Origin of the sequence: Methylobacterium gnaphalii (genome assembly GCF_007992215.1) — a bacterium.
Classification (GTDB): domain Bacteria; phylum Pseudomonadota; class Alphaproteobacteria; order Rhizobiales; family Beijerinckiaceae; genus Methylobacterium; species Methylobacterium gnaphalii.
Genome location: NZ_BJZV01000003.1, coordinates 1 through 11,681 on the forward strand (window position 1 = coordinate 1; position 11,681 = coordinate 11,681).

11 protein-coding genes are annotated in these 11,681 nt (G+C 68.0%); 2 read left to right on the forward strand and 9 right to left on the reverse strand.

From position 1 onward, the window contains the following. Window positions 1-18 precede the first annotated feature (18 nt). The 3 genes from holA to MGN01_RS03955 form a co-directional block, all read right to left on the reverse strand. Complete coding sequence (gene holA / locus MGN01_RS03945) at window positions 19-1,050, reverse strand: DNA polymerase III subunit delta (protein WP_147045296.1); 1,032 nt, start codon at window positions 1,048-1,050, stop codon at window positions 19-21. 220 nt (window positions 1,051-1,270) lie between these two features. Beyond that, window positions 1,271-1,612 carry a hypothetical protein gene (locus tag MGN01_RS03950; RefSeq protein WP_147045297.1) on the reverse strand — a complete coding sequence of 114 codons (342 nt, stop codon included), beginning with the start codon at window positions 1,610-1,612 and terminating at the stop codon, window positions 1,271-1,273. A 198-nt stretch (window positions 1,613-1,810) separates the two neighbouring features. Next, complete coding sequence (locus tag MGN01_RS03955) at window positions 1,811-3,289, reverse strand: MFS transporter (RefSeq protein WP_147045298.1); 1,479 nt, start codon at window positions 3,287-3,289, stop codon at window positions 1,811-1,813. Window positions 3,290-3,409: 120 nt separating this feature from the next. Here MGN01_RS03955 and MGN01_RS03960 point away from each other — a divergent pair, with 120 nt between their 5' ends. Continuing rightward, a complete protein-coding gene (locus tag MGN01_RS03960) occupies window positions 3,410-3,712 on the forward strand; it encodes a hypothetical protein (RefSeq protein ID WP_238257598.1) in 303 nt (100 codons plus the stop codon). Here the strand turns inward: MGN01_RS03960 and MGN01_RS03965 are convergent. The 4 genes from MGN01_RS03965 to MGN01_RS03980 form a co-directional block, all read right to left on the reverse strand. Beyond that, the gene (locus tag MGN01_RS03965) at window positions 3,696-4,814 is read right to left on the reverse strand and encodes an ABC transporter permease (protein WP_373319143.1); all 1,119 of its coding nucleotides are present in this window, start codon (window positions 4,812-4,814) and stop codon (window positions 3,696-3,698) included. The genes MGN01_RS03960 and MGN01_RS03965 overlap by 17 nt on opposite strands. 49 nt (window positions 4,815-4,863) lie before the next feature. Further along, window positions 4,864-5,787 carry an ABC transporter permease gene (locus MGN01_RS03970; RefSeq protein ID WP_147045299.1) on the reverse strand — a complete coding sequence of 308 codons (924 nt, stop codon included), beginning with the start codon at window positions 5,785-5,787 and terminating at the stop codon, window positions 4,864-4,866. Window positions 5,788-5,917: 130 nt separating this feature from the next. After that, a complete protein-coding gene (locus MGN01_RS03975) occupies window positions 5,918-7,522 on the reverse strand; it encodes a peptide ABC transporter substrate-binding protein (protein ID WP_147045300.1) in 1,605 nt (534 codons plus the stop codon). Between the two features lie 123 nt (window positions 7,523-7,645). Beyond that, a complete protein-coding gene (locus MGN01_RS03980) occupies window positions 7,646-8,083 on the reverse strand; it encodes a GlcG/HbpS family heme-binding protein (protein WP_147045301.1) in 438 nt (145 codons plus the stop codon). Between the two features lie 138 nt (window positions 8,084-8,221). Here MGN01_RS03980 and MGN01_RS03985 point away from each other — a divergent pair, with 138 nt between their 5' ends. Then, a complete protein-coding gene (locus MGN01_RS03985) occupies window positions 8,222-8,941 on the forward strand; it encodes a RibD family protein (RefSeq protein WP_147045302.1) in 720 nt (239 codons plus the stop codon). Between the two features lie 207 nt (window positions 8,942-9,148). On the opposite strand, the gene MGN01_RS03990 is transcribed toward MGN01_RS03985, so the two are convergent. Further along, on the reverse strand, window positions 9,149-9,658 hold the full coding sequence (locus MGN01_RS03990) for a hypothetical protein (protein ID WP_147045303.1): 510 nt from the start codon (window positions 9,656-9,658) through the stop codon (window positions 9,149-9,151). 59 nt (window positions 9,659-9,717) lie between these two features. After that, window positions 9,718-11,637 carry an ABCB family ABC transporter ATP-binding protein/permease gene (locus MGN01_RS03995; RefSeq protein ID WP_147045304.1) on the reverse strand — a complete coding sequence of 640 codons (1,920 nt, stop codon included), beginning with the start codon at window positions 11,635-11,637 and terminating at the stop codon, window positions 9,718-9,720. Between the last annotated feature and the right edge of the window lie 44 nt (window positions 11,638-11,681).

Genomic DNA, 11,681 nt, shown 5'->3' on the forward strand with positions numbered 1-11,681 from the left:
CGAAGTGTGGGCGGTTGATCAGCCTCGACGTCGCGCTGCCTCCCCGGCGATGCGCAACAACGCCGCAGAAGCGTGGGCTTGGGCGAGGCCTGCATCGGACCGCCGACAGGCCAGGACGGCCTCCTGCAGAGCTGCCGCTGCGTGTCGGAGGGCGCCCGGCGACCAGCGGGAGAGTTGCGTCTCCACCAATCCCTTGCGCTTGAAATGAAGGCCGCGCCAGTTCGCCACCAATGAGCTGGCGCTCGCGGAAGGATCGTCTAGCCGAGCATTGAGCAGCGCAAGGGCATGACGGAGCGCAGCGCCGAGCATCGCCGATGGGTCGAGCCCCTCTTGCCGGAACCGACGTACCTCGCGCTCTGCTTCGGCCATCCTGCCCGCGAAGGCAGCATCAATCAGGGCATTGAGTACACTGGCGCCGACGTCGCTGACGATCGCCTCGACATCGTCTAGCTCCACCTTGTCGCGACCCCGTGCATAGAGCGCGAGCTTTTCAATCTCGGAGAGGCTGGCACGGCGATCAGCGCCGAGGCTCTGGGCCAGCAGATCGCGGGCGTCGCGATCGATTCCCAGGCCGTACTCCCGGAGGGTGTTCTCGATCAGCTCTGTTAGCGTGCGGGCATCGTCCGGGTAGCAGGGGATAGCGAGCGCGCGAGAGGACCTTTCGCAGACAGCGCGCAGGGGCGAGGACTTTTGGAGATCGCCGGCCTCGACCACGATACGCGCGCCGGCCGGATCAGCCTTGAGCAAGGCATCGACGGCGGGCGCATAATTTCGGGAGCCAGAGCGAACCCAGATCGTGCGGCTGCCGCCGAATAGCCCGATGGTGCCAGCCTCGTCGACAAGACGGCCGGGATCTGAGGCGAGAGCGTCTCCGTCGAGCTTCACCAGGGCAAAGGGGTCGTCTGGATCGGCCGTCATGCCTTTGACCAGCCGGGCGGAGCGATCTGCTACGAGGCCTATATCGGGCCCATAGACGAGGACGAGCAGGATGCGTGGATCTGGACCGCGCCGCAGCAGGCCCTCGATCTCACCAGGGCGGACAGCGGTCACGCGTGGCGTTCCCTGCTACTGGGATGAGAGCGAAGCGATGCGAGACCGACGCAGCAACGTTGCAGGTGTCGCCTTAAACGTCTCCACCTCGCGCGCAGCGACGGCACGCGATCCTCACCTAACCAATTCATCCCGGCCTCCGCGCCACTCACGCTCGATAGCAGGTGTCGAGGCCGATGGCATCGCAGCCGCCGGGAGAACCGGCGGCTGCATGTAGCCCTTACTCGGCGGCGGCTATCTCGACGATGTTGCCGCTGCGCTTGAAGGCGATGGTGGTCTCGCTGCCGTCCGCGCCGACGGTGCCTGGGATCGAGAGATGCACCGTCTGATCGCCCTTCAGCGTCGTTGCCAAGCGAATGACCTGCGGGTGATCGGCGCCGGAATTCACGGAGGCGAGGGTGGCAACCACCCGGTAGCCGTCCTGCTCGGTGGTGTAATAGGCCGAGCCCTTGAAGGAGCCGAGATCAATCGACTTGCCGGCGCCAGCCTTCCATTCGGCTGCGGAAGCGGCGGTGGCGAGGGTGAGCGTCGTCGCGGTGAGTGCGAGGAATAAAGCGCGCATTGTGGGATATCCTGTGCAGTTACTGTCCGTCGGGAGTGCCCGTACGGAAAGCCGGTAGCACCGGGAGACCTGAATATGTGGGCGCGATGCTGCGCTGCGAAGTCAGGGATTTTGCGCTGCATCAATGCGCGCGATGCATATCAAATTGCATTTGAGCCGTCGCAACGGCCTTTTTATGCATGCACCCACCGCGCCTATTCACGCCGCTGCGAGTGGCTTCGATACATCCTCAAGCGACTTACCCTCGGCGGCCGTTCCCCAGATCCAGCCGACGACAGAAGCTATTGCCATCAGCGCGGCGCCGATGAGGTAGCCGATGAATACCCATTCGCGAGAGCCGGTCTCGACCAGGGTGCCAAACAACAGGGGCCCGGAAACACCGCCAATCCCGGTCCCGATCGCGTAGAAGGCGGCAATTGCCAGCGCGCGGATCTCCAAGGGGAAGGTTTCGGCGACGGTAAGATAGGCGGAACTCGCCGCAGCACTTGCGAAGAAGAACACCACCATCCAGGTCGTGGTCTGCCCGATGGGCCCGAACACGTCGATCTTGAACAAATAGCCTGCCCCGGCGAGCAGCAGCGCCGAGATACCGTAGGTGAAGGCGATCATCGGTCGGCGGCCTATCGTGTCGAAGAGCCGCCCCAGCAGCAGCGGCCCGAGGAAGGAGCCCAGTGCGAAGGGCAGCAGGTACCAGCCGACATGCCCGCCCGGCACGCCGTAGAAGCGCTCCAGCACCAGGGCGTAGGTGAAGAACAGGGCATTGTAGAAGAAGGCCTGCGCAATCATCAGCGCGAGGCCGACGAATGTCTGAGTGCGGCTCGTGACCAGCATGGCGCTTGCCACTTCGGACAGGGGCGTATGGCTTCGCGTCCTCAGCTTCATGCGCCGGTTCTCGTCGACCGGCGGAAGCGTGATGCCTTCGTCCGTGAAGCGCTTCTCGATGCCGGTGACCACGCGGTCCGCCTCCGCCGTATAGCCATGTGTGGCGAGCCAGCGCGGACTCTCGGGAATCCATGTGCGCAGCAGTAGGATCACGAGGCCAATGCCGCCGCCGACGAAGAAGGCGATGCGCCAGCCATAGGTTGGATCGACCCATTCCGGCCGCAGCACAGCGATGGAGAGGAAGGAGCCGAGCGCCGCGCCGATCCAGAACGAGCCGTTGATGACGAGATCGGTCCAGCCGCGCACCCGCGCCGGGACGAGCTCCTGAATCGTCGAGTTGATCGCCGTGTACTCGCCACCGATGCCCGCGCCGGTGAGGAAGCGAAACACGCAAAAACTCCAGATGTCCCAGGAGAGACCCGAGGCCGCCGTGGCAGCGAGGTAGAGGGCAAGCGTGATGAAGAAGAGCTTTTTCCGGCCGATCCGGTCCGTGAGCCAGCCGAAGCCGAGAGCACCCATCACCGCTCCGACGAGGTAGGAGCTAGCCGCCAAGCCGACGTCGAACTCTGAGAAGGACATCGGCGGCTTGCGCAGGGCCCCAACCAACGCGCCGGCCAATGTCACCTCAAGCCCGTCGAGCACCCAGGTGATGCCGAGGGCGACGATGACGAGAACGTGGAAGCGGCCCCAGGGCAGTCGGTCGAGCCGGGCAGCGATGTCGGTGTCGATCACGGTCCCCATCGGTGCCCGCTCGGGCGCCGCGGATTGCGATTGACCTTCGATCTTGCTCGCCATGACGCCCCATTAACTTCGATTCAACGCAGCTGTTGGGAACGCGCGGGGACTCGATTCGTGCGAGACCGGGTGGAAAGATTCAGGACGGTTGAATGGCTCCATCGCTCGAGCCATTCCGTCATGACCACTTCGCTCCGAATCACGACGCTTTTCCTCGCTGCCGGCTTCACTGGAGCGTTAGGGCTCACCGCAGCCCCGCCGAAGGCGGCCGACGGCACGCTGGGGCGGGATCGCGACGTCGTCGACCTCTCTGGTGCCGAGCGCTGGGCGCTGCGCCCGACCCGTGTGAGTGCCGCCGCCAATCTTGTTCCCGCATCCGGAGCTCGGGCTCAACGGCTGTCCGAGCTGCCGGCGGAACGTCGTGCCGTGCGCGTGGTCTATCAGGGCTATTTCGACGCCGGCGCGGTTAGCGCGGCTCGCTGAGCCGGGGATCGAGGGCGTCGGCGAGACCATCTCCCAGCACGTTCAGCGCGATCAGACTGACCACGAGGAAGCCAGCGGGTGCCCCGAGCATCCAGGGCGCGGATTCGAGCGCCCGCGAACCCTCGGCAATCAGCACGCCCCAGGAGGTCGCCGGCTCCTGCACGCCGAGGCCGAGGAACGAGAGGAAGCTCTCCAGCAGGATCACCCGCGGCACCAGCAGCGTCGCGGCGACGACGATCGGCCCGAGGGTGTTGGGCACGATGTGCCGGATGAGGATCGCCCCTGTGGTCAGGCCGAGCGCCTGCGCGGCGCGAACGAAATCGCGGCCCTTGAGCGCAAGCGTCTGGGTGCGGACGATGCGGGCCATGTCGAGCCATTCGACGGCGGCGACCGCGACGAGGACTAGCCAGAGGTTGGCGCGGAAGAAAACGAGCAGCACGATAACGAAGAAAACGAAGGGCAATGCATAGAGGACGTCGAGCACGCGCATCATGATCGCGTCGCTCACCCCTCCCAACATGCCGGAGAGCGCACCGTAGCCGACCCCCACCAGCAGCGCGACGAGCGTGGCCGTCAGCCCGATCAACAGGGAGATCCGGCCGGCGACGAGGCAGCGGGTGAGCAGGTCGCGCCCGACCACGTCGGTGCCGAGCAGGAAGCGGAGCCGCTGGACCCGCGTCTCGACGACGAGCCGGCGGCCATCCGCCGACCGCTCCAGGATCCTGGCGGGGCCGAACAGGTCGGAGCGGGGCAGGTAGCTCAGGCTGCGCTCGTTGATGGGTTTCGGCGACGCCAGCGTCAGGCGGACCGTGCCGTCGCTGATGGCATAATCCTCCACCGCGAGCCGCATGCGGAAGGCAATGCGCTCGATGGCGGGGCGCACCGTGTCGGGCTGCGGATGCGCCGCGAGGCTCGGCTTCATGCGGACGAGGTCGGGATAGATCCGTTCCGGTGCGTGGCCGGTGAGGAAGGGGCCGGCGAGGCAGGCCAGAGCGACCGCGACCAGCGTCACCAGAGCGGCCAGGGCCGGCCGGTTGCGGGTGAGCCGCTGCCGGGCGAGGGCACTGAGCGAACGCGCGCGCGGGGCAGCTGCGGCCATCATCGCGCCGCGCTGTTCCACGTGAAACACTCACGCTTGCACACCGGCGCCGTCACGCGCCGAGCCTCAGGCGGGGGTCGACGATCGCGGCGAGCAGATCGGCCAGGAGGTTGAACACCACCACCATCACGGCGACGAGCACCACGGTTCCCATCACCAGCGTATAGTCGCGGTTCAACGCGCCATCGACGAAGTAGCGCCCGATCCCCGGGAGCCCGAAGATCGTCTCGACGACGACCGAGCCCGTCAGCAGAGCCGCCGCGACCGGGCCGAGGGTGCTGATCACCGGCAGCAGCGCGCCGCGTAGGGCCTGGAGAGCGACGCGGTAGGGCGGCTGGCCCATGGCGCGCAGAGTCCGGATATGCGGCTGGGCGAGCACCTCATTCAGTGCCGAGCGGGTGAGCCGCGCCACGGCAGCGACCTGCGGCAGCGCCAGGGTCAGCACCGGCAGAACCAGGTTTCGCGGGCTGCCGCCATCCCAGCCGCCGACGGGCAGCCAGCCGAGACTGAGGCCGAACACGATCTGGAGGAGGGGGGCCGTGACGAAGGTTGGCACCGCGAGCCCGAGCGAGGCGCCGAGACCGACGAGGCGGTCCGCGAGCCGCCCCCGCCGGAACGCCGCCAGCGTCCCCAGCGCCAACCCGAGCGCGAGCGCGAGCGCCAGGGCGAGCGCCCCGAGCGTCGCCGAGACCGGCAGGCCGCGTGCGAAAAGGTCGTTCACCGTGAGGTCGCGAAACGAGAAGGACGGCCCGAGATCGCCCTGCATCAGCGAGAGCAGATAGCGGCCGTACTGGACGATCAGCGGCTGATCGAGGCCGTAGATGCGCTTGAGGTTCTCCATGGCGGCTGCCGGCAGCGGCCGCTCCAGATCGAAGGGGCCGCCGGGCGCCAGCCGCATCAGGAAGAAGCTCAGCGTCACCACGACGAACAAGGTCGGGATCGCCTGGAGCAGCCGGCGGAGCGCGTAGCCGATCATGGGACACGTCCCACGCCGTCACCGCGAATGCGGGGAGCCCGTCCAGCGCCAACGCACCTCCGTGGCGGGCACGATCCGGATTTGCCCCACGGTGTCGGCAAGGATCGGGCAGGGGGCATCGCCATCGGCTTCATCCCTGGGACAGCGAGAGGAAGCGCGTGGGCGCGACGTTGCGCAGGTTCGGATGAATGCCGTGGACGCGCGGCGAGACGAGCGCCTTCGAGCGGTAATGCAGCACCGGGATCCAGGGCAGGGCGCTCAGCACGATCCTTTCCGCCTGAAACAGCATCTCGGCCCGCCTGCCCACATCCCGCTCGGCCGCGGCCTGGTTCAGCAAGCCATCGTACTCGGCATTCGACCAGTGCCCGGCATTGAAGCCGTCATTCCCCGTCCTGAGCAGAAACAGGAAGTTCTGCGGATCGGAATAGTCGGCGTACCAGGATATGCGCGCCAGATCGAAATCGCCTCCGTCGCGCAGATAGGCGAAGTGTGTCTTGGCATCCGTGTTGACGAAGCGCGTCTCGACGCCGATGCCGCGCCAGAGGTCGGCGAGCGCAATCGCCGTGTTGCGATTGTTGTCGGTGGTGTTGAAGCGGTACTCGACCGCGAGCGGCGCCTTGCCGGGGCCGTAGCCGGCCTCGGCCAGAAGCGCCCTCGCCTCGTCCTCGCGATCGATCGGCAGGGTCTCGCGGCCGGCGAGTTCGGGCGGGTCGCGGTAATTGTCGAGACCCGGAGGGCAGAGCGAATAGGCCGGGCTCATCGTGTCGCCCCAGACGGCCTCCGCCAGGAATTCCCGGTCGATGACGAGGGAGAGCGCCCGGCGCACGCGCACGTCATCGAAGGGCTTCTTGCGCGTGTTGACCGCGATCGCCATTAGCCCGAGGGCCGGCGAGAGCTGGACCTGATCGCCGAAGCGGCGCTTCAGCGAGGGCATCTGGTCGGCGGGCAGGTCCGACAGAGAGTCGATCTCGCCGGCGGCGTAGCGGCGCACGGCCGAGGACAGGTCCGGCGTCGGGATGAAGGCCACCGTCTCGATGACGATACGGCCGGCATCGCGGAAATGCGGGTTCTTCTTCAGGGTGATGCGGTCGTTCGGCACCATGTCGACGAGGGCGTAGGGCCCGTTGGTGACGAGCCGGCCCGGTCGGGTGAAGGCGTCGCCGTATTGCGCGATCGAGGGACGATGGACCGGCAATGAGGTCTGGTGCGTGAGGAGTTCGAGCAGGTAGGGCACCGGCTCGGCCAGGGTGACGATGACGGTGCGCGCATCGGGGGCCGAGACGCCGAGGCTCTCCGGCGCCGCCTCCCCCCGGTTCACCGCAGCCGCACCCTTGATCGGGTAGAGCACCTCGGCGTAGCGGGCGCCGGTCCTGGGATCGAGCATCCGGCGCAGGGCGAACAGGAAGTCCTCGGCCGTCACCGGATCGCCGTTCGACCAGCGGCCGTCGTCACGCAGGGTGAAGGTGTAGGTCAGCCGGTCGCTCGAGACCGTCCAGTGCGCGGCCGCGCCGGGAATCATGCGGCCGTGATTGTCGTAGGTGAGCAGGCCTTCGTAGAGGTCGCGCAGCAGATGCGCCTCGGCCACCGTCGAGGTCTTGTGCGGATCGAGCGTCTCGGGGTCGGCATCGTTGCCGCGCCGATAGAGCGTCGTGTCGGCCCGGGCCGACGTGCCGAGCGAGAGGCCCAGCCCGAGCGCCGCGCTGCCCTTCAGCCAGGAGCGTCGGGCGATGCTCATGCCGCCCGGCCCTCACCCGTCACCACGAGCGGAGCGAGGCCATCCCTTGCCATTCCCGCACCCTCCGTGCGCCGGCCCTCGATGGCTCCGCCCGAGGCGCGCAAGGCTGGCATCGAAGGACGCTCAGGCGCCGGTATCACCCCTGAAGCCGGCCGCCTCGATGCCGGCCAGCGCGCAGATCTCGTCGTTGTCGGAGGTGTCGCCGGAGACGCCGACGGCGCCCACCACCCTGCCCTCGCCGTCGCGGATCAGCACGCCGCCCGCCACCGGCACCAGCGCCTCGGGGCCGACGACGTGGCTGACGGCCGCGACGAATTCGGGCTGCTCCTGCGCGCGCTTGGCGATGGCCCGCGAGCCGAGCCCGAGAGCCAGGGCGCCATTGGCCTTGCCCCGCGCGATCTCGGCCCGGCGCAGGGAGGTGCCGTCCTCGGCGGCAAGGCTCTTGAGGGCGCCGCGCGCGTCGTAGACCACGACGCAGAGCGGCTTCAGGCTCCGCTCGCGCGCCGTCCGGAGAGCGGTGGCGACGAGGGTCTGGGCCGCGGCAAGCGTCAGGTCGGACATTCGGTTTCCTCGGTGAAGGCAGGAGAGTGCCGCCGTCGATAACGCGGATGGGCAGGGTTGCAAACACGCGCCCTGCCCTGGCCGCCGGGCGAGGACGATCCAGTTACGGCCCCGATCCCGTCGCGAGAAGAGACCCGCATGGCCGCCAGCGAACGCCCCCACGTCATCTGTCACATGACGAGCTCCGTCGACGGCCGCATCAAGGTGCGGCGCTGGACGACCCTCGACGCCGACGACCATTACGAGACGATCCACAAGCGCCTTGAAGGCAATGCCTGGATGTGCGGCCGCATCACCATGCAGGGCTATGCCGACAGCGCGAAGCCGCTGCCTCAGGCGCCCGACGCCACGCAGCCGATCGACCGCGAGGACCACGTCGCCAAAACCGATGCCTCCGGCTACGCGGTCGCCCTCGACGCCCGCGGCGTGATGGATTGGGGTGCCCGCAACGACATCGAGGGCGACCACGTCGTGGTGGTGCTGACGCAGCGCGTCTCGGAGGACCGCCTGCGCCGTCTGCGGGCCGGCGGCCAGTCCTACATCCTCGCCGGCGAGACCGAGGTGGATTTCCCGCTCGCGCTGCAGAAGCTGCGGCGGCATTTCGGGATCGAGCGGCTGCTGCTCGAAGGCGGTGGCGGCATCAACGGCTCGATGCTCAAGGCCGGCATGGTGGACGAGCTGAGCCTGCTCCTGGCGCCGGCCGTCGACGGGCTCAAGGGCACGCCCGCGGTGTTCGACATCGAGGGCTCGGAAGACCAGACCCTGGCGAAAACCCGGCGGCTGACGCTGAAGAGCTGCGAGCCGCTCGAAGGCGGGACGGTGTGGCTGCGCTACGGGATCAGCGCCGTAGACGCCTAGGGAAGCCGACAGAACGCCGCTGCAATCCACCGACACTTCTCATGCTGAGGTGGCGCGTGAGCGCCCTCGAAGCACGGCCGGCGCTGCTGCCACCTGACAGCCGGCCCTTGGATCAGCGTTTGCCGTGCCTTGAGGCTGCTGCGCAGCACCTCAGTATGAGGAGCGGTGGGGTTGCCATGAGCGAAGCGAAAGGCTGCGTCGTGGATCCTACTGAGCCGCCCCGCAGGCGCTCACCACCGCGCGAAAATCATCCTCGGCGACGTCGCTGCGCTGGAGCGTGACCTTCTTCGGCCCGGCCTGGAGCCGCACCTCGTTGGCGCTCCAGATCGCTACCCAGATCTCGCGCGCCTTCTCCAGGCTGACGCCGGTGACGTCCCAGTTGAAGGTGTAGTCGGACAGGGCGACCTTGGTGACGTGCAGGGGCCAGCTCTGGCCCCCGACCGTGACGCTGCCCTTGCCGGCCGCCTTGTCGAAGACGGCTGCGGTCTGCTTGGGATCGAGGTTGAACGTCGTCGCGTAGAAGTCGCCGGGGCCGGCGCAGCCGATCTCGGCGATGAGGCATTCGAGCGAGTTGTCCTCGTCGCAGAGCGAGTCGTAGACCGTGATCTTCGCGGCGCCGTCGTCCCTCGTGACCCGCGTGCGCGGCGCGGCCTCGGCCCCGAGGGGCGCCAGGGCGAGCCATGTGCTCGCAAGGATGACGACGAGCCGCTGGGCCACGCTGGCGATCTCCCGACGGCCCTTCCCCGGCCGCCGGCTCATCGTTACTGCGGATATGGTTAAGGCGTCGCAACCTCGAGGACGCGCTCGTCCTCGGCCTCGTCTTCCGCATGCTCCAGGGCCTCGCGGGCCTCGTCCTCCTGGCGCTGGCGGTTCCACAGGGCGGCATAGACCCCGCGGCGCGCCAGCAGCGTGAGATGGTCGCCGCGCTCGACGATGTGGCCATGGTCGAGCACCAGGATCTCGTCGGCGTTGACGACCGTGGAGAGGCGGTGGGCGATGACCAGCGTGGTCCGGCCGCGGCTGACCCGGTCCAGCGCCGTCTGGATCTCGCGCTCGGTGAAGGAATCCAGCGCCGAGGTCGCCTCGTCGAGGACGAGGATCGGCGGTGCCTTGAGGATGGTGCGGGCGATGGCGACGCGCTGCTTCTCGCCACCTGACAGTTTCAGGCCGCGCTCGCCGACCGGCGTGTCGTAGCCCTCGGGCAGGCTCTCGATGAAGCGGTCGATCTGGGCGGAGCGGGCGGCCTCGCGCAGATCGGCCTCGCTCGCGTCCCAGCGGCCGTAGCGGATGTTGTAGCCGATGGTGTCGTTGAACAGCACGGTGTCCTGCGGGACCATGCCGATCACCGCCCGCAGGCTGTCCTGGCGAACCGCGGCGATGTCCTGGCCGTCGATGAGGATGCGCCCTCCCTGCGGCTCGTAGAACCGGAAGAGCAGGCGCGACAGGGTCGATTTGCCGGCACCGGACGGGCCGACGATGGCGACGGTCCGGCCCGCCGGCACCTCGAAGGATACGCCCCTTAGGATCGGCCGGCTCGGATTGTAGGCGAACCGCACGTCCTCGAAGCGCACGCTGCCGCTCCCGACCCGCAGGGCCGGCGCGCCGGGCCTGTCCGCGATCTCGGGGTTCTGGTCGAGGATGCGGAACATGTCGTCGATGTCGATCAGCGCCTGTTTGATCTCGCGGTAGATCATGCCCATGAAGTTGAGCGGGACGGCGAGCTGCACGAGCATCGTGTTGACGAGCACGAAGCCGCCGATCGTCGCGCGCCCGGCCATGATGTCGTGCGCGGCGAGCCACATCACGCAGGTCATGCCGAGGGTGAAGATGATCGCCTGGCCGGCGTTCAGCACGGCGAGCGAGACGTAGGTCTGCGTCGAGGCCTTCTCGTACTTGGCCATCGAGCCGTCGTAGCGCTCGGTCTCGCGGGCCTCGGCTCCGAAATACTTCACCGTCTCGTAGTTCAGGAGCGAGTCGACGGCCTTGGTGTTGGCGTCGGTATCGGAGGCGTTCATCCGCTTGCGGATGGCAATCCGCCACTCCGTCGCCTTCCAGGTGTAGAGCAGGTAGGCGGCGATGGTGACGGCAACGATCGCCGAATAGTGCCAGTCGAACTCGTATGTGAGCAGGCCGAGCACCAGCACCAGCTCGACGATGGTCGGCACCAGCGTCAGCACCATCAGGCGCGACAGCTCCTCGATGCCGGAGCGGCCGCGCTCCAGCACGCGGGTGAGGCCGCCGGTCTTGCGCTCGAGATGGAAGCGCAGGGACAGCCGATGCATATGCGCGAAGGTGCGCAGGGCCAGCCTCCGCACGGCATGCATCGCGACCTTCGCGAAGAGCCCGTCGCGGACCTGGGTGAGGGCGGCCATGGCGATGCGCGAGCCGCCATAGAGGGCGATCATCGCCGCCGGGATCGCCCAGAGGCCGGTGGGAACCCTGTCACCGTGCGCGCCCTGGTTGCCGCCGACCGCGGCGACGAGCGCGTCCGTCGCCCATTTGAAGGTGAAGGGCATCACCATCGTCATCAGCTTGACGACGAGGATCAGCCCGAAGGCGACGAAGATGCGCCGCTGCAGGTCCGGCCGGCCTGTCGGCCAGAGATGCGGCCAGAGCCGGCGATAGATGGCGAGCAGGCCCGGCCGCTGCGGCGTGGCCGGGGCGTTCTCCGCCACAGGGGCGGGTGAAACTGTCATGTGGAAGCGTTCTTACGAGGCGGGGATCAGCCCCGCATATAAGG